This is a genomic window from Ruminococcus gauvreauii, from assembly GCF_025151995.1.
Lineage (GTDB): Bacteria > Bacillota > Clostridia > Lachnospirales > Lachnospiraceae > Ruminococcus_G > Ruminococcus_G gauvreauii.
In genome coordinates, this window is record NZ_CP102290.1 from 449,132 (window position 1) to 475,051 (window position 25,920).

The window sequence follows — 25,920 nt, forward strand, 5'->3', positions numbered from 1 at the left end:
CCAATAAAAAAACTCTTTATTTCACAGCATACTTCATAAGCCCCCAGAACCCCGTCTTCTTGTCTTCTTCTCCCAGGTAGATTCTGTGAACCAGGGCAGGGTCATCCGTGATCACACCGTCGGCCCCATATGTGATCATGCGCTGTACATCACCCGGGTAATTCACCGTCCATGCGTGTACTTCTTTACCGCAGGCATGGGCCTCTTTTACAAACCAGCGGGTTACGTACGTATGCTTCACACTGAAAAGGTCGGCACACTCGATATCCCTGATACTTCCATACGTCATGGTCATGATATATCCCGTCTTTATGTCCGGGTTCAGCTCTTTTGCCTGCTTTAAGAATCCATAGTTCATGGAGGTGAGGATACACTGGTCTTCAAAATCGTTATCCTCGATGCACTTGATCACCTTACTGACGATATTTTTATTGTGGCCGTTACTCTTCACTTCAATATTCAGGCGGATCTTTCCCCTGCTGTATTTTATGATCTCATCGAGCGTCGGGACTTTCTCACCCAGAAAACGTTTATTGAACTTCACCCCCGCATCAAGCTGAGCCACCTCCTGGTATGCCATATCCCAGACATTGGCATTCAATCCGGTGGTCCTTTTCAGATTGTTGTCATGCAGCAGCACCAGAATATCATCCTTTGTCTCCTGGACATCGATCTCTGCATAATCGGACATCGATGCAACCGCATATTCCATGGCACTCATCGTATTTTCAGGCGCCATAAGAGCACCGCCCCGGTGTGCGGTCACGCTGAAGGAGCTGAGCACCATGTTATTGACATTTCCGCGCGCCAGATTCACATACAGAATTCCCCCGGCCTCCGCAGCGATCAGGAATGACGTGGCGAGATATGCCATCGACCTGCGGCGAAACACACGGTACTTCCCTCTGTTTTTCTGTGAAATCCGTTTCAAATACTGTTTTCCCCGCCGCGGAAAATATATCCCTCCCACCGCCAGAAGCCCGAAAATTATGCCTGCCGACCCGGCACATAAACCGATTATGCTCTTTGCGCCGTTGCCGTATGTCAGCACACCGCTGATTCTGAACGACGGTTTCATAAAGATGATGATGATACCGACGATCAGCGCAACGGCCATCAGATAAGCCGCTGCCGTCACGGCAAGCACGAGTATCTGCATCAGCACAACACCCGCAACACTTTTGCCAAAGTGACGCTTCAGCCGGACAGCGGCCAACTTGATTCCCAGGCGTATCCTGCGGTTTTCCGTTATACAATATGGTAATGAAAATGTGATAATGACGGATCCTGCCACGATGATCACACACAGCAGCACCAGCAGCCATGTTACCGGGAAAACCTTATAAATCTGGATCGCTGTAAACTCCAGAATCTTTACGTTGGCGATCTCCCAGATAATAAAATGCAGCCCCAGAAACGGCATCGTTCCAAGCATGTAGATGCTCCAGAAAACCGGATGGTGCCGGATAAACAGGAAGCTGTTTGTGATTCCGTTTTTAATGATTCCCGGCACGTACGTTTTTTCATTAAGCATGGAACACTGTATGCACCAGAATACCGCCGATATCTCCAGCAGCACCGCAAAAGCCATGCAGAGCAGTATCACCGCCAGAAGAATCAGCGTCAATGGATGGCAGATAAATTTTACGAAGTTTTCTGCCGTCAGATAACTGTATTTCTGCTGTTTTAAAGAGATGCTGATAAACCAGTCCGTCAGGCGAATGATGACAGCACTCGTCGCAACCCGATAGATAAGTTCAAACAGAAACAGGCTGATTCCATTTAATTTCCATATCCGGTATACATCTTTTAAGAACGTTCTCATCAGTTTCTCGCATCCTTTTCAAGTCTCAGTCCTGTCAGCACAGCAAAATCCTTTCCAGGTCATCCGGTACATATATCCTGTTCTTAAAAAATCTGCCTGCTTCTTTTGTGTACCGGTCTTTTCGGTGTTTGAGGTCACTGTCCTCCGTATGGTACAGAATCAGATTCTGTATTCCCAGTTCCTGTGCCGTTCTTCCCGCATCAAGAGCCGTGCTGTGATGTTTTTCATACGGCTTAAACGTATCTTTTTCCTCATCGAGGCAAAATGCCTCGCTGAGCATCCACTCTCCGTTCTCCGCATAGGAACGGTTGCGTTCATTAAACGGTTCATCTCCCAGACAGACCAGTTTTTTCCCATCCGGAAGTATAGCGGTGAAGCCAAACTGTTTTTTCTTGGTGGAGTCAATATCAAAAAAACGCAGTTTGAAACCTGCTGCCTGTTCCTTCTGTCCCTCTTCTACCTTCGTGATCCATATGCGTTTGTCGAACATTTTTGTAAACTTTCCGGGAAGCAGCTGCATACAGAAACTGCGGATCATATCTGCCAGTTCCGTGTGACAGTATATCACGAAGTCTCCTTCATATGTACCGCTTTTCATCATCGCCGAAATTTTGCGTACGACCCATATCACACCGAGCACATGGTCTGTATGTCCATGGGAGACAAACATCGCATGTAAGTTTTCAAACGGTATTCCGGCTTTCTCCATCTGCGCCAGAATACCGTTTCCTCCGCCTGCATCCACAAGCAGGCAGTCCTCCTGATTCCTGAGCACAAAGCATGTATTATAACATCTGGTCACCATTGCGTTTCCAGTTCCAAGCATAATCAATTCTGTCTTACTCAACTTTTGTTTTCCCCTTAATTTTACTCGTTGTTTACATTGTAGCCCAGCTTGATTGGATGTGCAAGGCTATCTTTCAGGTACACAAATGTAAAACGCACATTTTATATCCCCCGTCATAACATATAATAAATGAAATTCATGAAAGGACTATCATAATCTATGGATCGATATGCTATGAATCGTACCGATTGCCGCGGCCGATGTCAAAGGCCTCCGGTTACGTGCAGTCCCGTCCGTCCGGAACGTCCGGACAGAGAATGCACCTGTCATAAAGATACTCCGTGCAATACCAGTTATGATATATATGCAATTGCAGATAAACTTCCTGTCGGCATGGCTTTTGTGGCCAGTCAGAAATTCAAAACTACTTTCGAGCCCTGTAAAGGACTTAAAATGGGAACAATCTTCCCCGAACTGTGCAAACCGTTCTGCGGAAAGCGAGGTGGATGCCGATGAATGCAAAGACACCTTCACGTACTCAGCTGATGCAGTGGATCAACGAAACGAGCTTTGCCGTCGACGATCTTCTTCTGTATCTGGATAGTCATCCCGACGATGAGCAGGCACTCGACTGTTACCGTGAATACGTTCGCATGCGCAAAGATGCCGTGAACGAATATGCCAGATGTTACGCGCCATTGACCATCGATACCGCGGACGAACAGAAGGATTGCTCCTGGCAGTGGGTATCACAGCCATGGCCGTGGGAAAAGAAAGGAGGCTGCCGCTGACCTATGTGGAATTATGAGAAACGACTTCAATACCCGGTAAATATTACCACAACGAATGCCAGTCTTGCACAGGCAATCATCAGTCAGTTTGGAGGTCCGGATGGTTCTGTTATATGATTCCAATCTTTTCCTTTTATGATAAAATTATGATTTTTAAAAATATTCTTGACTGTTTTAACCTTCGGATGTTATACTCGCCTCATAAAGTAAACAGGGTCTTCATTACTGACGGATAAGTGGGTTACCACAGGGGAATGAAGTACTATCAAAACAGCCGACCGTCTGGGCAGCATCTTTTTCCTTGATGTTGTCCTTTTTTATTGGTTAAACATCGGAACATGATGCCTCACACGCAAAAACAGGAGGATATTAGTAATGTTTACACAATGGAACAGTTTTAAACCGGGTAAATGGCAGGAAAGCATCGACGTGCGTGATTTCATCCAGAAAAATTACACACCGTATGAAGGCGACGATTCTTTCCTTACTCCCGCCACGGAGCGAACAGAAAAATTGCTGCATAAGTTCGAAAATCTGCTCTCTCTGGAACGGGAATTCGGAGGTGTTCTGGATATCGACACACAGACTGTCACTTCTCTTCTGAACTATAAGCCCGGCTATCTGGACAAAGATAATGAACTGATCGTAGGTCTCCAGACTGACCGTCCTTTAAAACGCGGCGTAAATCCGTTCGGAGGACTTCGCATGACGCGTGATGCCTGCAAAGCCTATGGATATGAACTGTCCCAGAAGGTCGAAGATGAATTTCAGTACCGTACCACCCACAACGACGGCGTTTTCCGTGTATACAACAAAGAGACGAAAGCCGCACGCCACTGCGGACTGATCACCGGCCTCCCTGATGCCTACGGACGCGGCCGTATCATCGGCGACTACCGCCGCGTTGCTCTGTATGGTATCGACCGTCTGATCGAAGAGAAACAGAAGGATAAAGACGCTCTGAGCCTGGAACTGATGGATGTTGATCATATCCGTCAGCTGGAAGAGCTGTACCAGCAGATAAACTTTCTCGGCAAGCTGCGTGACATGGCTGCACTCTACGGCTTTGACATCACGAAGCCGGCGGGAACTGCACAGGAAGCTGTCCAGTGGCTGTATTTCGGATACCTGGGATCGATCAAGGAACAAAACGGCGCTGCGATGAGCCTCGGACGCGTCTCCACCTTCCTGGATATCTATTTCGAGCGCGATATGGCTGCCGGAGCCCTGACAGAGGCACAGGCACAGGAGCTGATGGATGATTTTGTTATGAAACTGCGTATGGCGCGCCATCTTCGTACACCGGATTACAATGAACTGTTCGGCGGCGATCCCATGTGGATTACCGAGGCTCTCGGGGGTACCGGTGAAGACGGCCGTACTCTCGTAACCAGAAATACATTCCGCATGATGCATACCCTGTACAACCTGAAACCGTCTGCAGAACCAAACCTGACTGTTCTGTGGTCCAAAGACCTGCCCGAAGCATTCAAGAAATTCTGTGCTAAGGTTTCCTGTGACACAGACGCGCTCCAGTATGAGAATGATGACCTGATGCGTCCGCAGTTCGGCGATGACTATGCGATCGCATGCTGTGTCTCCGCCATGCGCATCGGCAAGGAAATGCAGTTCTTCGGCGCCCGCGCCAACCTGGCAAAAATGCTGATGATGGCACTCAACGGCGGGAAAGACGAGAAACAGAATATGCAGCTCGGTCCGGTGCATGAGCCGTATCAGGGGGAATACCTGGAATATGACAAGGTACTGGAACTGCTTGATCTCTACCGTCCATGGGTTGCCAAAATGTATGCCAACACCATGAACGTGATCCACTATATGCATGACAAATATGCCTATGAAAAGACTCAGATGGCACTGCACGACACCCAGGTACACCGCTATATGTCCTTCGGAGTCGCAGGCATGAGCGTTCTGGCTGACTCACTGTCTGCCGTCAAACACGCAAGGGTAAAATGTATCCGTGATGAAAAAACCGGACTGATCACTGATTTTGAGATTGAGGGTGAATATCCGGCTTTCGGAAATGATGATGACCGTGTAGACAGCATCGCATGCGAACAGATGGAACTGTTCTATCATGAACTGACGAAGACACCACTGTACCGGGGCGCAGAGCATACCCTGTCCATCCTGACAATCACCTCAAATGTCGTATACGGAAAGAAGACAGGTTCTACTCCGGACGGACGGAAGAGCGGCGAACCATTTGCTCCGGGAGCAAACCCAATGCACGGCCGTGAAAAGAACGGCGCACTCGCAGCACTCAATTCCGTTGCAAAGCTTTCCTACCGCTACTGTAAAGACGGAATCTCCAATACATTTTCCATTGTTCCGCAGGCACTTGGAAAATCCGAAGACGAGCGGTATGACAACCTGGTCTCCATCCTCGACGGCTACTTCGGTCAGATGGCCCATCATCTGAACGTCAACGTCATGAACCGGGAAACACTGATTGATGCCTACCATAATCCGGAAAAATACCCGAATCTGACGATCCGTGTCTCCGGTTATGCAGTAAACTTCTATAAACTCAGCCGTGAACAGCAAAGAGAGGTTATTTCACGGACCTTCCATGAGGCGATGTAATGGAAACCGCGGGTTACATCCATTCCTTTCAATCCATGGGGGCTGTCGACGGACCCGGACTTCGCTATGTTATCTTTCTGCAGGGCTGTCCGCTGCGCTGCGCGTACTGCCACAATCCGGACACATGGGAATTTGGCCGGGGCACTCCTTACAGTCCAGGAGAAGTCCTGATGAAAATCCAGCGCTACCGGCCGTACCTTAAAAATGGCGGGGTAACCGTCACAGGCGGTGAACCGCTGTCACAGCCGGAATTTACTGCTGAACTCTTCCGCCTGTTAAAGGAGGAGGGCTTTCACACGGCACTTGATACGAGCGGAATAGGCAGCCTGGAAATGGCCGGGGAAGTACTTTCTCATACAGACCTGGTACTGGCGGATGTAAAGTTTCTGTCAAGTGCGGATTATCAGACGTACTGCCGGGGAAATTTTGAAAACGTCATACAATTCCTGAATCTGACACGCCGTATGCAGATCCCCATGTGGGTCCGCCGCGTGGTCGTCCCTGGACTCAATGACGAACCGAAAGATATCGAAGATTTAATCAGCTTTCTAACAGATTATGATAATGTTGAAAAAGTGGAACTGCTCCCGTTTCGAAAGCTCTGTCTGGAGAAATATGAGCGCCTTGACATCCCATTTCCGCTTGTCAACACTCCGGAAATGGCAGCGGACAGCCTGAGCGAACTGCAGTCCCTCCTGCCATCCCGATACTTATAATCTTTCCTTTTTATACGAAAACAGCACCTGCGAGGGAATGGTGACGCCCTCGCAGGTGCTGTTTATATCATGTAATAAATCTGAATCGTATCATCTGCCCTGTTAAATACAATTCTGGAAACAATCGAGCTGAGCAGCTCATTCTTATCCGCTTCGCCGAGATCTGAGGATCTCAGTCCCGGAATAATCTCTTTCAACTGCTTTTTGATATGTCCGGTGGGTTTGGCCTGCCCCTCCGGATGGCCTGCCCTCTTCAGCTCCAGTCTCAGTGTATCCACTCTTTTCAGAATCTCCGATTTCTTCCTCCGGTACTCTTCCAGGCTGTCCGCACCGGATTCATATGCTGTGTTTACACGTTCCAGACGCTTATACTCCGCATCCAGCAGAGACCGCGAGATCTCTTCGGTAACGTCTTTTTCTGTCTGTTCAATCCTGATCCACAGTTCTTCTTCTCCCAGGTCTGTCTCCAGTCTGTCAAGAACCGCCTGATTTAATTTATCCAGCGTGATGTAATGGCTCTGGCTGCACTTTCCGCATGCGTATTTCTGACACTGAAGCGCCTTTCCCCGCACGGCCTGTGTCAGCGCAGCCCCGCAGGTACTGCAGTACACCAGACCGTGCAGCATATAATCTTCCGGTGTATCGTGTGTACCCCCGCGCCGCCCTTTCTTTAAATCGGCAACCCTCCTCTGCACCTTCTCAAACGACTCCTCAGTCACGATCGGTTTATGGCCGGCATCCACAGTCCTGACCTGTTTTCCCTGATAATACCGGTCATTTCGCCTGACACCTTCGGCACTGCGTCGAAGTTTTCCCGTGTAAACCGGATTGGTAAGGATGTACTCCACCGTCCTGCTCTCAAAAAGATTTCCGCGGTTCGTACGGATTCCCATGCCGTTTAACTTCGAGACAATCTGGCGGTATGGCATTCCCTGAAGAAAATCCTGATAGATCATACGGACAACCTTCGCCTTCTCGTCATCGATTTCAAAATATTCCTCTCCCATCCGGTAACCGAACGGCGGCGCGGATACGACACCGCCCCTGGAAAACTTCTCATTCATTCCCCTTCTGACTTCCTGCGCCAGATTGATCGAGTAGTATTCATCCATCGCCTCCAGCAGCGCCTCGATCAGGATGGAAGTCGGGTCATCCGACAGCTGCTCCGTGATGGATACCACATCAATCCCGCATTCCTTACGGAGCATGGATTTATACAGAATGCTGTCCTGCCTGCTGCGGGCAAACCGGGAAAATTTCCAGAGCAGTATCACGTCAAACGGCTTTGGCTTCATTTTGGCCGTCCCGATCATCCTCATAAATGCCGGACGTTTCTCCGCACATCTCCCGCTGATCCCTTCATCCATAAAAATAAACTTTTCCGGAAGCAGTATTTCATGGCTGGCAGCGTAATCCCGGATTCTCTTTATCTGGCTGTCCGGCGAAAATTCGATCTGCTCCTCCGTCGACACACGGATATAAGCCGCGCCTGTCTTCATCAGCACCTCCTGACACGCATCAGATCATCAGTCTATTATATTCATTCCCGTCTGTCTTTAAAGCAAAAGCAGGCTTTCCTGAATAAAATGATACAAAGCAACCGTCAGGAGATTTTTATGACAGACAAAAAAATGCTGAGAGCATTACCATCAAAAGTAATACTCCCAGCCGGCCAGTCTCTGCAGTTTGATACGCTGAACGAATCGCAGGCTGCACAGATCCGCAGGCAGCTGATCCAGCATATCAACGGACGGATGAGCACTTACTATGCCGCCCATCCGGAATCCTGGAAGAGATTTCTGGATTGTATAGCTGACTGATCCATATTCCTACGCCATCCGGAGGTCCGGATGGAGAGCTGGCAGCTTCCATGCGCTATCTCTCTCAGCGCTATACCATGCCGAACCGTACCTGCATGGGCATGCTGACCGATATCGGTACCTCCGTACCGGAAATGCGCCTTTTATATCAGGAAATATCGAAGGACAAACAGTCCGGCCAGAATATACATGGTCACACTGATCTTCTTTTCTCTCGCCTTTCCGGATAACACATTGATCACCACATAGGAGATCACTGCCATGACAATTCCTTCCGAAATACTGTAGAAAAACGACATGGCGCCAATCCCGATAAAAGCCGGAATCCCTTCGCCTGGATCGTGGAAATCGATCAGGCCGACATTGCTCATCATATAGAATCCAACCATAATAAGCGCCGGAGCCGTCGCAAATGACGGAATTGCCAGAAAGACCGGTGAGACCAGCAGCGCCGCGCCGAACAGGATGGCAGCCACAACTGCGGTCAGTCCCGTCCTTCCTCCCTCTGAAATACCGGAGGTACTCTCCATAAATGTCGTGACTGTCGATGTCCCGAGCACTGCTCCGGCAGTCGTTGCCACAGCGTCAGCCATAAGTGCCCCCTTTATCTTAGGAAGTTTCCCGTTCTTATCAAGCATATTCGCTTTTGCCGAAACACCGATCAGCGTCCCCAGCGTATCAAACAGATCCATGAACAGCAACACGAATACGATGATTGCCAGATCTGCCAGCGGGATGGCGGTGAAATTCAGCTTTCCAAAAACCGGTGCTATGCTTGGGACGGCTAATCCGGCACTGAAATCCGGTATCAGAGTATACAGTTTCAGTTCCGGATTCGGAACGTAAAGCCCGGTCAGCTGGCAGATAATCCCCAATCCCCACGTGATCAGGATCCCCCACAGGATATTTCCCTTAATCCTTTTTGCTACAAGCACCCCTGTGATCAGCACTCCGATCACGGCAAGCAGCACACAGATGCCCACATCCCGGAATGACCCCATTCCTCCATGCAGCCCCTGATAATTTTTCATTGAAAAAAGCGAGAGCAGCGTACTTCCACCGATCACAATATTGGCATTCTGAAGTCCCACGAATGCGATAAACAGGCCGATCCCCACACTGATCGCATGCCTCATACTGGTCGGTATGGCATTAAAAATCGCCTCCCGCACGTTAATGCATGTGAGCAGGATGAAGATAATACCTTCGATAAACACCGCCGCCAGTGCTGCCTGCCACGGATATCCCATCTGCTGCACAACCGTATAGACAAAGTAGGCATTCAGTCCCATTCCGGGTGCCAGCACAAACGGATAATTTGCAAATGCCGCCATGCACAGCGTACCGATCACCGCCGCAATAGCCGTCGCCGTAAAGACCGCCCCCTTGTCCATCCCTGCTTCGGCAAGCATGTTCGGATGCACCGCCAGTATATATGCCATCGTCATGAATGTGGTGATTCCGGCAATGATCTCAGTCTTTACGTCGGTATGGTTCTCTTTAAGCTTAAATATTTTTTCCAGCATTTCCTTTTCTCCCGTATCCCTCATATTTTCTTACATCTATACTATACGTTTTCATACGTCAAATGTAAATGCCCTGATCTGCCAAAAACATTATTCAGCCGTCTTGTGTATCCCGGTAATGCGCGATGATCAAATCTACCATCCGGTTATAGCTTTGAACGCCGTCAGCCTGTCCGTTCGCCTTCAGATAAAGATCATTGATCTGATTCGACAGTTTCGCTGTTCTGCCGTCATAAGCATTCCAAAAGGTACTGTTAGCACTCAGGTCCTCCTCAGCCTCCGGCTCGAGCCTGCTCCGGACCGCTCTCCAACGCACGGCATCGGCGCTGCTGAGTTCATTCATACTGTATATCCATCCCATAAGGTATCCACTATATTGAAAATCTATACTTTCTGAAGAACTGCACGCCAGAAAAGCAATAAAATTTGCCTCGTCCTCCTGCATAAACCCCCGCAAATGAGATAATTCGTGACAGGCAGTAAACGGAATATTATAATCCGGCATATCACTATTATAATTCGCCTCAAGTGTAAACGGGGAATAGACCCCTGTCAGGCCCTGATAAGAGAGGAGTTCTGAGACCAGAAGTCTTTTGGGCTGCGGATAGTATCCTTCCAGCATCGGATATTTTTCACTCAGCTTTTGCATGGCACTCACTGCATCGGCACCTTCTCCCGGCTGCAGTGCCATCTCCCCCGCAGCATTTCTTGTGACCAGCGCGCTGCATGCGTTGACTTCCTCCGTCAGCCTGATACATACTTCTTCCAGTTCTTCCACCGTACCTCCACAGGCAAAGATCCCAGCTTTTTCGGAAAATGAATCCCTTTTGTAATTCACACCGCAGTTTACCGTGTACAGGAACATCAGAACGGAGCCCACGAGCAGCAGGCGTGATAGATACCTGATCACCGTACACTTTCTGTTATCTTTACGGATCATTCTTACTATTATATGTACCAGAGATACCACAAGGATCAGCAGCAGCAGATACAGGCAGATTTCTGTCACGGAAAACGGAAAGAATCCAAAAAATCTCCCAAACACGGAAACCAGAATCTGATAAACGTGTTCGGCATACCACTCGGCAATTCCTGGGATTGCAGACGTCAGAATCTGTATTCCTACGCTTACCGACAGAAGGATGCATGCAGTGATTACTCTTCTCGTTGTTTTAGTTCGTTTCTGTTTCTCTCTTTTGTCCATACAGTTTTTCTCAATCGTAAGTTTTCTTTTATTATATCACGTCTTTCATTGAAAGATATATCTGTTTACATTCGACACTCTGAAACGGTCCTGCGGATCTGCTCAGACAATTCTGAGAATAGAAAAGCCGAATGGTTTCCCATCCGGCTGCCGGTCTTTAGACATCCTGTATTCTGTTATGAGACTATCAGAAACGCTACCAGCCCAAGAAGCACCTGTGCGATCAGGAAACGCACCACCACCTGCGTGTCCGACCATTTGAATTTAATCCTTACATGGTCATGGATTGGGGTACGCGTATTTTTCAGTATGGAGATTTTCAAAAACCTTTTCAGGAAGATCTTGACCAGTCCGAGTCCTCCGTCGATGATCAGCATTCCTGCAAGGAGCAGATAAACAAACGGATGCTGTGATTTCATCGCAATGATCGCGAGATAAAATCCCAGAGCCCTTGATCCCGCATCCCCCATCAGCATACTGCTCGGCGAGGTGTTAAAATACAGGTATGCAAACAGTACCGCGACAAAGAGAAAGTCGGCGATCACATAATTTCCCAGTGCCTCACGAAAGATCAGACTGAACGACAGGATCGCAACGCAGCAGAGGCTGGCACACAATCCGTCGACGCCGTCTGAACAGTTCGTGACATTGATAGATATCCAGATCAGGACAATTCCAAGAATGATGTATACCGCTTTCGGAATGATCAGCTCCATGCCTCCGATATAAATCGCCGTCGGATTATAGTTTAAAAAAGTAAGCATGGTGACGGCAGAGATGATCAGATCGATCAGGCCCTTCTTATAATCACTCCATGGTTTGTCAGACGCATCATCCAGATAGCCGCTCAGCATAATGCATGCAAGCAGTATCAGATAAATGATGTACTCACGGTCCAGCGGCATAAAAAGAACGCTGCTGACAATGAAACATATGACAAATGTCAGACCAACGCCTCTGATCTTTCCTTTCGACAGGTTCCCATTTACTGCAAATGCTCTTCCCTGGTCACTCGGCAGAAACGGCAGCGGAAATTTCAATGCCAGAAATGTGAGGATGAACGTAATAAGTATGCCCAGCATGACTATCTGGTTCGTGCTTAAATAATGATTAAATATATTGTACATTTCACTCTTGTCTCACGGACAACCCTTTCTATCTTTTCATTATGAAGATACCATAAGCCCGTCTAAAACGCAAGAGCTGTACATCAATCCGCATTTCCAAAGCTTAATTTGAAAGGGAATTTCTTAAGATAGACTTCGATACTGTCTTCGTTCCCCACCACTATTTTCTCCAGCAGCTGTCGGTAAAATTCATCTTCATGTTCCATATCACCCGTCATCTCACGGACAGCGTCTGCAATCTGTCCGATCTCTTCACCGTCTTTGACCGTCACAGACCTGACCACAGCGAGAATTGTTCTTTCTATCTTTCTTCTGTCATAAGTCAACAGATTACATGCTGCTGCCATGATGTGAAGAACATCCTCATTGCGTATGCTGCAGCCTGCACAGCCGGTCACATTTCCACTCTCGTCTGTGCGGGGAGTGCCGTGCCGGACTGCTTCAAGGCAGCGCCATAACTGATAGCTGCTGCCGTCTTTTCTTTTTTTACATCTGGAGACGTAACTCGAACCGCAGCATCCGCACTTTATCTTTCCCGAGAATGTATAGCGGCTGCTGTGCTTTTTCTTTCCCTCCTGTGAATGGGAGCGGCTGTCCAGAATACTGTTGGCTTTTTCAAACATTTCCCTTGAGATGATCGGTTCATGGTGGTCTCTGAGGATCACGAATTCTTCCTGCCCGTAGTTATACTTCTTTTCATGTGACAGAAAATCAGGCGTATAAGTCTTTTTCTGCACCAGATCACCGCAGTATTTCTCATTCCGAAGGATGCGCAGGATCACCGAACTCTGCCATTCCCCGCCGCACATGGGCAATATCCCGGCTTCCCCAAGCTCCCGTGCGATCACATGCGTTCCCTTCCCCTCCTCAACATATTTCTGAAAGATAAGCCGCACGATCCGGGCTCCTTCCTCCTCGAGATACATGCCCCCGTCCCGGACCCGGTATCCCAGCATGCTTCTGCCGAATACGACGCCCTGTTCCATCCGGCGCTTCTGCCCCCATTTCACACGCTCTGAGGTCCGGCGGCTCTCTTCCTGTGCGATGGAGGACATGATCGCAAGGCGAAGTTCGGCGTCACCGTCCATGGTATTGATATTGTCATTCAGAAAAATAACAGCTATGCCGCGCTTTTTAAGATCACGCGTATAATAGATACTGTCAAGCGTGTTCCTCGCAAACCGTGAGATCTCTTTCGTGATGATCAGATCAATTTCGCCATCGCGGGCACTCCTGATCATCCGGTTAAATGCCCTGCGCTTTCTTGTACTGGTCCCGGATATCCCCTCGTCGGCATAGATTTCAAACAGCTCCCAGTCGGGATTGCGCTCAATATACTGCCTGAAAAACGTACGCTGGCTCTCAAAAGAATTTGTCTGGTCGTCGCTGTCCGTCGACACCCTGCAGTACGCAGCGACACGCTTCCTCTTTCCGGCCGTCTTCTTCTCCTGGTTTAAGCGTTCGTAATCATACACAAAAACCCCCTCCTTACAGCCGGATGTTCTGATTCACAGTGCACTGCCGGCAATGCTCAAGTTCCCTAAGACAGTGCTCCCGCTGCGTGGGGGTCAGCAGTTTTCTCTTTTCCAGAGACCAGAAGATCGCTTTTTGAATCTCTGTGAGAAATGCCGCGTACTCGGGTTCATCCAGTCTCGGCATTGGTTCACCGGTATAGACAAATTCCCTGTGCTTCATAAACCGCACCTCCCTCTGCTTTACTATATGTGCCAAGGGCTTTTCCATATAACAGAGAGACTGCTTCCAGGTCAGGCGTTCGGAGCCATTATATTCTGTTCGGTATTGACATCAAAAAAATGCGCTTTGTCCATATCAAATGTGAGTGTTATCACATCTCCCTTCTTAGCGGGTGTATCCGGCCTCACACGGCATACCAGATCGTCTCCCTGAAACTCTGTGTAGAGGCAGGCTTCCGCTCCTAGCAGTTCATATGCTTTTACCTCGGCCGGCAGTACATGCCCGTCATCATCCGTATTCCACCGGGCAACCCGGATATCTTCCGAACGGATTCCCATGATGACTTCTTTTCCTTTGTACCCTTCGTTTTTCAATATTTCCGCCTTCATCACAGGTATCTTAAACTTCCGGTCTCCTGTTTCAAATACGATACCATCCTGCTGCTCCCGGATGTTTCCCCTCAGGAAATTCATCTGGGGAGATCCGATGAATCCGGCAACAAAGAGGTTCTTCGGACAGTCATAGACATTTTTCGGCGTATCCACCTGCATGATATCTCCGTCCTTCATCACCACAATTCTCGTTCCAAGCGTCATCGCCTCCGTCTGATCATGCGTCACATAGATGATAGTCGCACCCAGACGGCTGTGAAGCTTCGCGATTTCAAGCCGCATCTGGACACGCAGCTTGGCATCCAGATTGGAAAGCGGTTCATCCATCAGAAAAACCCTGGGGTTTCTGACGATCGCCCGTCCCATGGCTACACGCTGTCTCTGACCTCCGGACAGTGCTTTCGGTCTTCTGCCGAGAAGATCCTCCAGATCCAGAATCTTTGCGGCATTTCGGACGGCCTGATCGATTTCCATTTTAGGTATTTTTCTCATCTTCAGCGAAAAAGCCATATTGTCATATACCGTCATATGCGGATACAGTGCATAGTTCTGGAATACCATGGCAATGTCCCTGTCTTTTGGCTCTTCGTCATTCACTTTTTTTCCGTCGATCACCACCTCGCCCTCCGTGATCGATTCCAGCCCGGCAATCATACGGAGCGTCGTAGATTTTCCACAGCCGGACGGACCCACAAAGATAATAAATTCCTTATCCTCGATGTCCAGATTGAAATCTTTTACAGCCTCATATCCGTTGGGATATATCTTTTTGACATTACTTAATGATATCGCCGCCATCAAGTTCCCCCTCATTCACAGGGGATCAGCGTCAGACCGCACAGCATTTCAATCCTGCGTTTCCCCATATCTTTTTGTTCCCGTTTATCGTACTGCATGGCGGCAAACGCCGCCTCCTGTCCCGTGTCCGGTGTCAGCTCATAGACACACAGCTCTTCCTCCTGATATTGAATTCCGGCAATCTGATAGGTCTTTTCATTAATCAGTACGCTCCTGCCGGCCACTTTTGTACTTCCGAAGAGCTGCCACGCGGTCTTTTCTCCCAGGATACAGTATCCTGCCTCTCCCGCCAGTAACCCGTTACTGTTCGGAAACAGTATGGAACAGTCTCCTGCAACTCCGATCGTTTTCACATCAGTACTTCTGCCGTAATCAGGATTCATTACGGTCTCCAACTTATTCTCCTTCCATAAGACAACATCATACCCCTCTTCCCTCATCCGTGTCAGGCTAAGACTCATGTTCTCATCATACACTGCCGCGCGTTTCAGCTCCCATCTGGCAATCCCCGGCTGCCCGGCTGCTTTATAAATCATGATCCCCAGCACCGCAAGGCATAACCCCCCTGACATCAGAAGCGGGATCAGAATCTTTTTCCTTCTATGCATCTCCTTCCTCCATCAGCCGCACCTTATCACCCGGGGACACTTCCTTGCTGGAAAATACAACAAACTGATCATTTGCTCCGAGTGAGCCATCCTCAAGCGCAGCACTGCCTTCATTTTTATCCCGGACGGTCACGTCCTGCCTTACGACACTGAGCTCGGTTCCCAGAATCGTTTCGGTCTCCCGGACGATCAGAATATAATTCTTGTCATTATCCGCGTACAGCGCAGAGAGCGGGATGCAGCACGGATACGGCCCCGACTGTTCCGTCAGTTCCATCTTACCGTTCTCTCCGAGTGAAAGCGCCTCATCCGTTACTTTCACAACAGCCTCATATCCCCCTTCTTCCCTCTGGGTCACAGCGCTCACCTCGCAGTTCTCTTTCTGTATCCTGTCATTTTGAAATTTCAGGGTCACCTTACTTCCCGTTTTCACGTAATCTGCCTGTTCTTCTGAAAGTACAGCCTTAAAATTCCACCCCTCAGATCCGTCCGACAGGATCACGGCTGCGCTGTCCGCCGTGCGGTCACCCGCTGCGACACAGACCTTTCCCACATTTCCCGCCGCCGTGCTCACGACCTGACCATCGTTTTCCTGCAGTTTCTGATACGCTGTGAGCTTTGTCTCCAGCTGCGAAGCTGCCTGCTCCGCCTCTGTGATACCGCTCTCATCGGCGGGAGCCTTATTTTCCGCATCTTCTACCGCCCGGCGGGCCTGCACAACCGCCTTGTCACGCTCCACCTCCGCATGATAGAGTGCCTCCTCCTTCTGTGACAACGCCTCCTCCAGCTGTTTCAGCCCCTGTTCCCATGCAATCGTATCAGCATTCTCATTCATTTCCTGGTAGCTTTCCCAGGACGGATAGTCTGACAGCTCATATTCTGCATCAGAATACTCCTGCCAGGCCCTGTTTACAGCTTCATCCTGAACGGCGATCGTATTCTCCAGATCCTGAAGTGCGCGTTCCCTTGCAGCCTGTGCGGCCTGTTCCTCCGCATTTCTGCCGGCTTTTTGTGCCGCCAGTTTCTGCTGCTGTGCCTCAAGCTGAACCGTGGTCTCCTCAATGAGTTTCTTCAGATCCTCCGTATCCAGCCGGAGCAGCACCGTATTGTTCTGAATTTTCTCGCCAACTGTGACGCAGACTTCCGCTATCCGGATTCCCGCTTCGACAACCACCGCTTTGCCTTTGTCCGCCTCGATTTTTCCGTCAGCCGTAACCGTGTGTGAAATGCTTCGCTGCTCTGCTTTTCCGATCTGTATCCTGGGCATTTGCCAGGCATAAATCCCCCGCGATATGATCGTGCACAGCAGCATGATAATCAGAAATGCTGCGAAAAACCAGACCGCCTTTTTTCTGTTTTTTTCGTATGTACTCCAGTTCACTGTTTTCATGTCTTCTCTCATTCCTTGATTCCCGATGAAATAATCCCCTGCTCCAGGTAATCCTGTCCAATGACAAACACAAACACTGCCGGTATCAGCGCAATCACGGATGCCGCAAGCGCAATCCCCGCCTGCCCCGCTCCGACCTCAGGCAGGTACAGAGAAAGCGGCCACAGGGTTTTATCCTGCAGAAATGCAAGGGGCTGCTCCATCATATTCCAATATTCCAGAAATCCCAGAACCACTGCTGATAAGATGCCCGGCGATCCCAGAGGGATCCCGACTTTCCAAAAAACCGCCAGCTCGCCGGCGCCGTCAATCTTGGCTGCTTCTATCAGTTCTCTCGGTATCGCTGTAAAGCTGCGGTATATGAGAAATACCGGAAAGGTAGAAAAAACTGCCGGCAGAATGACTGCCGCATGGGTATTCATCAGATTCATGCCGTCCAGCACCAGATAGGAAGGAAGCATCGTCACCTGAAACGGAAGCAGCATCAATATAACGTAGAGCGTAAACAACAATTTTCTTCCTTTAAATCGAAATGCTGCGAATGCCCACGCCGCCGGGACCGCAAATACCAGCTGTCCCGCGAGTATGGTACCTACGATCTTCATGGAGTTCCAGAACACCGTAAAAAAGTCCGGAGTCCAGATCAACAGTTTCACAAAATGAATCAATGTCGGATACAGCGGAAAAAGCTTCCATTCTATCATACCGCTTGTTCCGTTTAACACTGGCGCCAGGCTTGCCGCCAGTTCATTTCCACTCTTCAGAGACCCCAGGACTGTGAGGAACACCGGTGAGCAGATGATGACAGCCGATAACGCCAGCCCCATCTTCCAACATATCTTTTTCAATCTCAATCCTCCTGTCTCTCCCAGAAATGCTGCAGGAGCAACACGAATGCTACAAATATAACCGTGATGCAGACCGCGGCTGCCGCCATTTTGTCAATCTCCAGCTTGGTAAACCAGTTGTTAAAGATGTGCTGGAGCAGGTACATGTTCTGCTGCGGATAGGCGCCTGCCACCAGATAGGCCTCCCGGAACACTTTAAAGGAATTCAAAAAGGATAATACTGTAATGGTATACAGTACCGGCTTCAGTCCCGGGAGCACCACATGGAAAAAACACTGAAACTCCGATGCACCATCGACCCTGGCAGCCTCTTTCAACTCCTCCGGCACATTATGCAGCCCTGCCAGCCAGAGTATGATGGTGTATCCCATGTTCTTCCACAGATAGCTGATGATCAGCACCCAGAAAGACGCATCACTCCCCAGCCAGTCCACCGCTTGGATGCCCAGAGATGCAAGCCCGGCATTGAGCAGGCCGTTTACATGAAACATCATCTTCCAGATCAGTACCACCGCTGCCGTGGGCACTGCCATCGGCAGCAGGTACACTGATTTTAATCCCCTGATCCTTTTACATCCATTTAACGCCAGTGAAATCGCAAGCGAGATCACAAGCAGCAGCGGAAGCCCGACGGCCACAAATTTCAACGTATTTTTGACCGCTGCCAGGAACGCCTGATTCGTAAAAATCTCCCGGTAATTCGCAATCCCGCAGAACTTTCCGGTAACTGCTGTCTGGAACGAACGCTTCCCCACATCCGCAAACGGTATCAGTACAAAGACGGCCACCCCCGCCAGGCTCGGAAGCAAAAACCATATTCTACTCCTGTAAATGAATCGAAATTTTCTGTACAATTTCCTGCGTACAATCTTCAATCTCTTTCTCTCCTGTCAGAGCCTGCGCACCGATGGCAATGATCTCTTCTTTCAGGCTGTCGTCTGTAACCGCCGGTACCTTAAGAGTCTCGATCAGGTCCCTGAACTGCTTCTTCTCCGCGTCATCCGGCCAGACGATATCGAGGGATATCTCATTTCCATCCCTGTCCGTAAGCCCTGCCCCCTCCATTGATCCCGGATTGGGATTGGCGGCAAAGCTGTCAAAAGCCTCTGCATTGACGGGAAAACCATCTTCCAGATCTTTACTCTGTACTTCCGTGCCGAGCAGCGTTTCCATCCATGACATGGCAAGCTCCTGGTTTTCAGAGTTTACGCTGACGCCGATGAGCCCCGACGGAGAGAATACATCTGCAGACTGTCCGTTAAACGCCCGGTAAGTATTCCCCTCCATTTGCCGGTTGACTGCCAGGATAGAATTCAGTTCAGACATACTGCCCAGAATCCCCGCTGTCAGAACCTGCCTTCTCTCTATCTGCCACGCAGACTGTGGTCCATTGCTCAGCAGGTTATCCTTCGCCCGCTGTTCATCCTGATAAAAAGCAAGAAATTCCTCATACATCTTCTGATGATTCGACAGTTCCTCTTCATCCAGGTTTTTCTGCTCCGCCCCATAGATCCGCTTCGCCTGCGTCAGGAATTCCTGCAGACTGTCCTCATTCACGTTCCCATCCTCCGAAGTCCATGCACCGGCCGAGGTTAAATACAGCTTTTCCAGCAGCTCCCCGGCAGTGTAGGAACCCAGTACGGACTCCTCCGTCTCCGGTGAATCAGCGATCGCCTCTGCCGTATCTGCAAGGCTCTTCAGATCTGAAATCTCTGACAGCCAGGATTCATTGCCGGTCAGAAGCGGCACATCAAACCTGAATGGCAGGATGAAAATTCCTTCTTCTGACTGATATCCTTTTAAAATCCCTTCGAAGTAATTTCCCGAAAGCTCTGCTACAAAATCGCTCAGATCCATCAGGATTCCCTTTTCGATGTAGGCATCTGCCGGCATTCCATTAAGCAGTATCATGTCCGGCCCTTTTCCTGCAAGCAGCTGTGTATTCAGGTTCTTGACGGCATCATTTGCGGTCACACCGTTCGCCTCACTGACCCCGATCTCGAGCCGGATAAACGTATCCGGATTCTCTGCGCGGTAGCAGCTGATCGCCTGGCGCACCGTCTCATTGTCGTACAGCGTGTATATCGTAAGCAGTTGTTCCGGAACGGCTGAAATATCCGGATCATATACGTAAGAACAGAGTGCCCCGTCGCGGTAAAAGATCAGAAACGAACCGTCCTCATTCCTGCTCATCCATGCGGGCGCCTTTGACGGATCCCCGAGGTTAGTCAGTGCTCCGTCTGCCAGCTGTTCCATGACGCTGCCTCCCAGCACATGTCCGTAGATTCCGCCCCCTGCCGCCAGATATAATGTCTGGTTTCCGTCCTTATCATCTGAGGCGCACATTGCAATGCCCGCTTTTTGCTCTGTCTGCTCGCCGATAAATGAATTGAGCACTTCATCCGGCGTGTTAAGCTCGCCGCTCTCCAGATTGTAGAAGTAGGCTTTCTGCCCATTCTGTACTACCAGCGAATTCCCGCAGACATACATCCCCACATCCCGCATATCATCCGGAGTAAACAGCTGCTGATGTGTCTGCTGTCTGACATCCAGCTCGTAGACATCATAGCTGTTCGTAATGACAAACACCCTGCCGTCTGCGGTAATCACACTATCCATCACGCTGGTGTTGTAACCCTCCAGTCCAAACTCGGCATTATGCACAGTACCATCGGCATCCAGATAGATGTATTTTTCAGGGTAAGTTTTTTCACTCGTTGATTCTTCCCACAAAATATAGGAGATAAAAATCCCTCCGTCCGGCGCGATAGCCGTGCCGGTGATATCCGCGTCCTGGTCCGTCAGTGTTTTTAATTCTGTCAGAGTATCCGTACTCCACGATTTCCCCCCGTCGTCTGAACTGCTTTTTGTGCCTTCTTTTTTGTCAATGAGGAGCAGACTGCCATCCTGCAGACGGCCGATGCACCCCACACCGGAAAACCCTTCCGGCGTGGGAAGCTGTGTTTCGACGTATCTTCCCTTTGCATCCGCCGTATTCTCGGCATTACCGCCGGTGCTCTGTCCGGCGTCCGTATTCTGTCCGCTTTCCGCCCTGCTGCAGCCCATCAATGCCACTGTCAGTATTCCTGCAAGCAGCACACGATGCCACGGTATCTTTTTCGATTTCATATTTCTCCATCCTTTCCTGTTGATGCCACAAATATATCATAACAATCTCTAATGATCCTCTAAAAATTAGAGAATAAATAAAGATATCTGTGATACAATGGATCTTACATAAAGGAACGGAGGGTTACCATGAGAATACTACTGATTGAAGATGACCAGGCACTGAGATATTCCCTCGAATACCAGCTGAAGGACGCGGGTTATCTGGTTGATACCTGCGAAGACGGCGAAGACGCTTTTTATTATATTAAACAAAGCATCTATGATCTGATCCTGCTGGACCGTATGCTTCCGCATGTGGACGGGATGACGATTTTAAAGAAACTTCGCGCTTCCGGCAGTTCTACACCCGTTATCTTCCTGACCGCCCTTGGCGAGTTGGAAGACAAAATCAATGGTCTGAACACAGGAGCAGATGATTATCTGGTGAAGCCATTTGCCTTTGAGGAGCTGCTGGCGCGGATGCGCTGCATCAGCAGGCGTCCCAGAAAATGTGAAGAGGTAGAATCGCTGACTTTTGGGGATATCACGTATTCTGTAACGGAGAATGTTCTGACCGGCCCTGAGGGCAGCTGCACCCTGTCCAAAAAGGAGGGAGCCATGTTCGAGGTTCTGCTGCGAAACAGCGGTCAGATACTTCCCCGCATGACACTGCTTACCCGGGTATGGGGCCCGGATGCGGATGTAGAAGAGGGAAACCTTGATAACTATATGTATTTCATCCGCCGACGCTTACGGCAGGCTGCATCTTCGGTAAAAATCAAAACCATACGCGGTGTCGGATATCAGCTGGAGGAGTGAAACAGATGTATAGAAAAGTCCATCGAAACCTGACCTCTCTCTTCACCGGGATCACGGCGCTGATTCTGGTCGTCATGTCTGTCAGCTACCTGTACATGTCGGAAAAGACACTGACAAATAACAACTTTTTATCCTTTTCCGGTGAAATGAATACTCTGATATCGAACTTTGAACAGCAGAACACGATCACTTACGAATGGTTTTCCAAAGTCAGCGCCGGCGGCCGCTACGTGCTGGCACTCTATGACAACGGCACGCCTCTGGATTATACGGCAAACATCCTGACGGATGAGGAGCGCTCGCTGGTCCGGGAAATCATGGAAAACAGATCTGATATCATCAGTTCTGTTCAGCCGGATACCGCCTACACCTCATCCCATAAAGAGTTCACGTATCTCACAGACGAAGGGGAGCATTACTACGTCTCCTATGCAAATATCAGACACAATCCCGGAAATTTAACGGCAATGATTCTGTACTCCGCGGAGCCGGTCTTTCATCAGTTGTTTCTCCAGAGGATCCGCTTTCTGCTGATCGATCTGGGCGCAATCCTCATACTGTTTCTCTTCTGCTGGCATTTTACGAAACGGCTCTTATCACCGATTCAGAAGGCACAGGAACAGCAGGCAGCTTTTATCGCAGCGGCCTCCCATGAGCTGAGGACACCGGTCTCGGTCATCCTGTCCTCCGTCTCCGCCTGGAAATGCGCGCCTCCCTCTGAGCAGACCCATTTTCTGAATACGGTTGAGAATGAAGGGCAGCGCTTGTCCCGTCTGATCACCGATATGCTGACTCTCGCCCGCTCCGACAGCCATATCTGGTCGTTCTCACTGAAAAAACATGAGATGGACACCCTGCTGCTGAATGTCTATGAGGCTTTCAAGCCAATGGCCGACGAAAAACAGATCGCCCTGTCTGTGGAACTGCCGGAGCAGGTTCTTCCCCCGTGTCAGTGTGACGGAGAACGCATTTCACAGGTTCTCGGGATTCTGATCACCAACGCGCTCGGATACGGCAGGGCCGGAGGCTTCGTAAAACTGAGTCTGCAATGTCAAAACAATACCTTCAGTCTCACCGTTTCAGACAATGGCCCCGGTATCACCGATGATGCAAAACAACATATTTTTGACCGGTTTTACCGCGGGGATGTCTCTCGCACACAAAAAGAACATTTCGGTCTCGGCCTTTGCATAGCCAGAGAGATCGTGACTGCCCATCACGGAAGCATTCTGGTTGGCGACACCCCGGGCGGCGGCGCCACCTTCACCGTATTTTTGAAAAGATAGCGGAACATTTCCGCTGCTTCACCCGGTACAGAAGAACTGGCACACCTTGAGATGGTAGGAACCATCGTTTATCAGCTGACATGCGACCTGTCAATGGAAGAAATACAGAAATCCGGTTTTGACAAATACTATGTGGATCACACGCTGGCACTCTGGCCTCAGGCCGCCGCAGGTATCCCGTTCAACGCATGTGAATTCCAGTGCAAAGGTGACCCGATCACTGACCTTCACGAAGACATGGCTGCCGAGCAGAAAGCCCGGTCCACTTATGACAATATTCTGCGGCTGGCAAAGGATTGTCCGGAAGTCGCAGACCCGATCAAATTCCTCCGTGCCCGTGAGATCGTGCACTATCAGAGATTTGGTGAGGCGCTCCGCTCCGTGCAGGAAGAGCTGGATGCCAACAATTTCTATGCTTTTAACCCGAGTTTTGATATGCCTGCAAAATGCAGCTGTAAGGACTGTTAAACGCCTATGGAGATTCCAATTAAAGAAATCTTTTCGACACTTATGGATATTCCGCTGGAAGCCTATGCACCGATCACCGGAAGTGAGGCTTACGCCGGTATCCAGGGAACCGTTTATTTTTATCCCCTCTGGGACGGTACCTTCGTGATCGCCGATGTCGCCGGTCTTCCCTTCGAGGAAGGCACCTGTACGGAAAAGATCTTCGGCTTTCACATTCATACGGGAGAGACCTGCACTGGAAACGAAGAGGATCCATTTGCTGATACCGGACTGCACTATAATCCGGACTCCTGCCCGCACCCGGAACACGCAGGAGATCTGCCTCCGCTGTTCGGTAATAATGGTTATGCACTGACAATGTTTTATACCAACCGGTTTGTACCGGAAGAGGTCATCGGACATACGGTTGTCATCCATGATATGCCCGATGATTTCCACACACAGCCCGCCGGTGATTCCGGGTCTAAGATCGCGTGTGCTGAGATCAAAGGAACTGACGGCAAATAATCTGTTAAAAAAGGATATCTTCCAAAACATCCGGAAGATATCCTTTTTTGCTTCTGCGGTTATTACCCGATCGTATTTTCCTGTGTCGGCTGAGGTCCGACGACCTGATCGGTGCTGTAATATACGATGACCGGATACCCGATGTCCACCGTATTGAATATCTGCTCAGCCGCGTCATACGGAGTATTTACACAGCCGTGGGAACCGTTCGACCGAAACGTGGAAGGCACATACTCAGAAGAAGAACGCCAGCTGGCGTCGTGAATGCCGACACCTCCGTTAAACGGAAGCCAGAACGTCACATCTACGTTGAACTGTTTGAAATGTGCATCCTTTTTCTTGGCATCGATCGCCCACACACTGCCCGACGGTGTGTCGTGGCCGGTTGCACTGTTGCCCGTCACCACCGGTGTTTCCACCACAAGCTGTCCGTCTTTATAACACCACATCTTCTGCTCCTGGATGCACACTTCCACATACGTACCGCCGATATCATTCGACGACCGGTCCATTGCCGTGTAAACATATACCGGTTCCAGATTTCCCTGTGTTCCCGCATTGATATTGTCAATCAGCTGCTGCGTTGTCTCATCCTTGTTGATCACCCAGCCGTAATCTCCTCCTGCAGCAAGTGTGATCGTTGGACCAAGAGATGTCTGAAAGGTATGTTCCAGACCGAACGTATCGGTCTCATACGCCATATGCTTCACCCAGGCCGCCGCCTGATCCTGATCCAGTACATAATCCCCGTTTTCATCTTTGACAAGCCATTCCCTGATCACCGACCGGTCAACCGTAAACTGACGGTCTACAAAATCGTATGTAATCTGCGCTGTGGTAATCGTATTCAACTGCTGAAGTTCTGCATTCAGCCCCTCATCCGTGCTCAAAACAGATGGTTTTTCATAAAGATCCAACTCTTCCAGATCCAACTCCGTCCTGCCGGCATCGACCGCGTCGATGACCGCCTGCTTTACCTGGTCCCTTTTCAGGGTATTCCCCTGTACCTCAGGTGTGATCACAAAACCGTCATCCGTCTCCTCTATCACAGCGTCTGCAGGTGCCGTCACATGATTCTCCTGAAAGCATGTCAGACCATTCAGAATCTCATCAACAGTACTTTTATCGTACTGTGTATTTGCGGAAACCTGGTAATCATTTCCCCTGAACAGCGCCGCTATCCACGAAAATGGATTCTGCTCCTCAAGAAGCTGCTCCACGCCGTTATCATCCACATATTTCAATCCCAGCTGTCCGGCGCTTATCACCTCGGTCTGATCATCCCGTTCCTTCAGTGTCAGTTCATATTCCATGATATGATCCTGAAGCTCCTCTTTCACCCGTTCTACACTCCTGCCGGAACAGCCCAGTCGGTTAATGGTTGTCCCAAACATGAAATGTGACCGGAAAAACAGGCTGAGTCCAAAGTAAATTCCGAGCAGCACTGCGGCAACGAGCAGAATAGCCAGTGCAACCTTCTTTTTCGTATTCAATAATTTTTTCATAACTTTTCCTAACCCTCTTTGCTCTGATTCTATTTATCATTCCCGTGTCTCAGTATAGCACCAACGTGCTATCGGGTAAATACTTTTCAC

Annotated in this window: 23 protein-coding genes, 3 pseudogenes and 1 riboswitch; of the genes and pseudogenes, 11 read left to right on the top strand and 15 right to left on the bottom strand. The window is 49.6% G+C overall.

The window, feature by feature from the left end; genetic code table 11:
- Positions 1-16: 16 nt before the first annotated feature.
- Both NQ502_RS02185 and NQ502_RS02190 read right to left on the bottom strand, forming a co-directional pair.
- The gene (locus NQ502_RS02185) at positions 17-1,825 is read right to left on the bottom strand and encodes a glycerophosphodiester phosphodiesterase (protein WP_028528058.1); all 1,809 of its coding nucleotides are present in this window, start codon (positions 1,823-1,825) and stop codon (positions 17-19) included.
- Positions 1,826-1,859: 34 nt separating this feature from the next.
- The gene (locus NQ502_RS02190; RefSeq protein WP_028528057.1) at positions 1,860-2,672 is read right to left on the bottom strand and encodes an MBL fold metallo-hydrolase; all 813 of its coding nucleotides are present in this window, start codon (positions 2,670-2,672) and stop codon (positions 1,860-1,862) included.
- 333 nt (positions 2,673-3,005) lie between these two features.
- Here NQ502_RS02190 and NQ502_RS02195 point away from each other — a divergent pair, with 333 nt between their 5' ends.
- From NQ502_RS02195 to pflA, 5 genes and pseudogenes are all read left to right on the top strand, one after another.
- Positions 3,006-3,128 carry a spore coat associated protein CotJA gene (locus tag NQ502_RS02195; protein ID WP_083963213.1) on the top strand — a complete coding sequence of 41 codons (123 nt, stop codon included), beginning with the start codon at positions 3,006-3,008 and terminating at the stop codon, positions 3,126-3,128.
- Positions 3,125-3,403 carry a spore coat protein CotJB gene (locus tag NQ502_RS02200; RefSeq protein WP_148511903.1) on the top strand — a complete coding sequence of 93 codons (279 nt, stop codon included), beginning with the start codon at positions 3,125-3,127 and terminating at the stop codon, positions 3,401-3,403. The genes NQ502_RS02195 and NQ502_RS02200 overlap by 4 nt, the downstream gene beginning before the upstream one ends.
- Before the next feature lie 3 nt (positions 3,404-3,406).
- Positions 3,407-3,514, top strand: a pseudogene (locus NQ502_RS02205) (manganese catalase family protein); the annotation flags it as partial.
- Positions 3,515-3,614: 100 nt separating this feature from the next.
- A riboswitch (ZMP/ZTP riboswitch) is annotated at positions 3,615-3,698 on the top strand.
- Between the two features lie 80 nt (positions 3,699-3,778).
- A complete protein-coding gene (gene pflB / locus NQ502_RS02210; RefSeq protein WP_028528055.1) occupies positions 3,779-6,010 on the top strand; it encodes a formate C-acetyltransferase in 2,232 nt (743 codons plus the stop codon).
- On the top strand, positions 6,010-6,726 hold the full coding sequence (gene pflA / locus NQ502_RS02215) for a pyruvate formate-lyase-activating protein (RefSeq protein ID WP_044983103.1): 717 nt from the start codon (positions 6,010-6,012) through the stop codon (positions 6,724-6,726). The genes pflB and pflA overlap by 1 nt, the downstream gene beginning before the upstream one ends.
- Positions 6,727-6,788: 62 nt before the next feature.
- Here the strand turns inward: pflA and NQ502_RS02220 are convergent, their stop codons facing one another.
- Positions 6,789-8,225: a recombinase family protein gene (locus tag NQ502_RS02220; protein WP_028528053.1), complete on the bottom strand. Its 1,437-nt coding sequence runs from the start codon at positions 8,223-8,225 to the stop codon at positions 6,789-6,791.
- 117 nt (positions 8,226-8,342) lie between these two features.
- Between NQ502_RS02220 and NQ502_RS02225 the strand changes: the two genes are divergently transcribed.
- Together NQ502_RS02225 and NQ502_RS02230 are read left to right on the top strand one after the other, a co-directional pair.
- A complete protein-coding gene (locus NQ502_RS02225) occupies positions 8,343-8,546 on the top strand; it encodes a hypothetical protein (RefSeq protein ID WP_028528052.1) in 204 nt (67 codons plus the stop codon).
- Positions 8,543-8,668, top strand: a pseudogene (locus tag NQ502_RS02230) (manganese catalase family protein); the annotation flags it as partial. The gene NQ502_RS02225 and the pseudogene NQ502_RS02230, both read left to right, overlap by 4 nt.
- A gap of 21 nt (positions 8,669-8,689) precedes the next feature.
- Here NQ502_RS02230 and NQ502_RS02235 read toward each other — a convergent pair.
- From NQ502_RS02235 to NQ502_RS02285, 11 genes are all read right to left on the bottom strand, one after another.
- Positions 8,690-10,072 (bottom strand): NCS2 family permease, encoded by a 1,383-nt coding sequence (locus tag NQ502_RS02235; RefSeq protein WP_028528051.1) that lies wholly within the window; start codon positions 10,070-10,072, stop codon positions 8,690-8,692.
- A gap of 94 nt (positions 10,073-10,166) precedes the next feature.
- Entirely contained in the window at positions 10,167-11,276 is a 1,110-nt protein-coding gene (locus NQ502_RS02240) for a DUF3810 domain-containing protein (protein ID WP_044983102.1), read from the bottom strand.
- 176 nt (positions 11,277-11,452) lie between these two features.
- Positions 11,453-12,403, bottom strand: a complete 951-nt coding sequence (locus NQ502_RS02245; RefSeq protein WP_028528050.1) for an MraY family glycosyltransferase — start codon at positions 12,401-12,403, stop codon at positions 11,453-11,455.
- Between the two features lie 83 nt (positions 12,404-12,486).
- Complete coding sequence (locus NQ502_RS02250; protein WP_148511902.1) at positions 12,487-13,878, bottom strand: recombinase family protein; 1,392 nt, start codon at positions 13,876-13,878, stop codon at positions 12,487-12,489.
- Between the two features lie 13 nt (positions 13,879-13,891).
- Positions 13,892-14,098 carry a hypothetical protein gene (locus NQ502_RS02255; protein ID WP_028528049.1) on the bottom strand — a complete coding sequence of 69 codons (207 nt, stop codon included), beginning with the start codon at positions 14,096-14,098 and terminating at the stop codon, positions 13,892-13,894.
- Between the two features lie 71 nt (positions 14,099-14,169).
- Positions 14,170-15,288, bottom strand: coding sequence for an ABC transporter ATP-binding protein (locus tag NQ502_RS02260; protein ID WP_028528048.1), 1,119 nt, complete (start codon positions 15,286-15,288; stop codon positions 14,170-14,172).
- An 11-nt stretch (positions 15,289-15,299) separates the two neighbouring features.
- A complete protein-coding gene (locus tag NQ502_RS02265; RefSeq protein ID WP_028528047.1) occupies positions 15,300-15,896 on the bottom strand; it encodes an ABC transporter permease in 597 nt (198 codons plus the stop codon).
- Positions 15,889-17,286, bottom strand: a complete 1,398-nt coding sequence (locus NQ502_RS02270) for an efflux RND transporter periplasmic adaptor subunit (protein ID WP_148511901.1) — start codon at positions 17,284-17,286, stop codon at positions 15,889-15,891. The genes NQ502_RS02265 and NQ502_RS02270 overlap by 8 nt, the downstream gene beginning before the upstream one ends.
- Positions 17,287-17,294: 8 nt before the next feature.
- Positions 17,295-18,134, bottom strand: coding sequence for a carbohydrate ABC transporter permease (locus NQ502_RS02275; protein WP_028528045.1), 840 nt, complete (start codon positions 18,132-18,134; stop codon positions 17,295-17,297).
- Between the two features lie 2 nt (positions 18,135-18,136).
- Positions 18,137-19,009, bottom strand: a complete 873-nt coding sequence (locus NQ502_RS02280) for a carbohydrate ABC transporter permease (protein ID WP_028528044.1) — start codon at positions 19,007-19,009, stop codon at positions 18,137-18,139.
- Positions 18,954-21,263 carry an extracellular solute-binding protein gene (locus NQ502_RS02285; protein WP_028528043.1) on the bottom strand — a complete coding sequence of 770 codons (2,310 nt, stop codon included), beginning with the start codon at positions 21,261-21,263 and terminating at the stop codon, positions 18,954-18,956. The genes NQ502_RS02280 and NQ502_RS02285 overlap by 56 nt, the downstream gene beginning before the upstream one ends.
- Before the next feature lie 129 nt (positions 21,264-21,392).
- Here NQ502_RS02285 and NQ502_RS02290 point away from each other — a divergent pair, with 129 nt between their 5' ends.
- From NQ502_RS02290 to NQ502_RS02305, 4 genes and pseudogenes are all read left to right on the top strand, one after another.
- Complete coding sequence (locus NQ502_RS02290) at positions 21,393-22,064, top strand: response regulator transcription factor (protein WP_028528042.1); 672 nt, start codon at positions 21,393-21,395, stop codon at positions 22,062-22,064.
- Between the two features lie 5 nt (positions 22,065-22,069).
- Positions 22,070-23,350, top strand: coding sequence for a sensor histidine kinase (locus NQ502_RS02295; protein WP_049898070.1), 1,281 nt, complete (start codon positions 22,070-22,072; stop codon positions 23,348-23,350).
- Between the two features lie 24 nt (positions 23,351-23,374).
- Positions 23,375-23,818: pseudogene (locus NQ502_RS02300) on the top strand (manganese catalase family protein); the annotation flags it as partial.
- Between the two features lie 6 nt (positions 23,819-23,824).
- Positions 23,825-24,325 (top strand): superoxide dismutase family protein, encoded by a 501-nt coding sequence (locus NQ502_RS02305; protein ID WP_044983101.1) that lies wholly within the window; start codon positions 23,825-23,827, stop codon positions 24,323-24,325.
- Between the two features lie 62 nt (positions 24,326-24,387).
- Here NQ502_RS02305 and NQ502_RS02310 read toward each other — a convergent pair whose 3' ends face one another.
- Positions 24,388-25,830 (bottom strand): L,D-transpeptidase family protein, encoded by a 1,443-nt coding sequence (locus tag NQ502_RS02310; protein ID WP_044983100.1) that lies wholly within the window; start codon positions 25,828-25,830, stop codon positions 24,388-24,390.
- Positions 25,831-25,920: the final 90 nt, after the last annotated feature.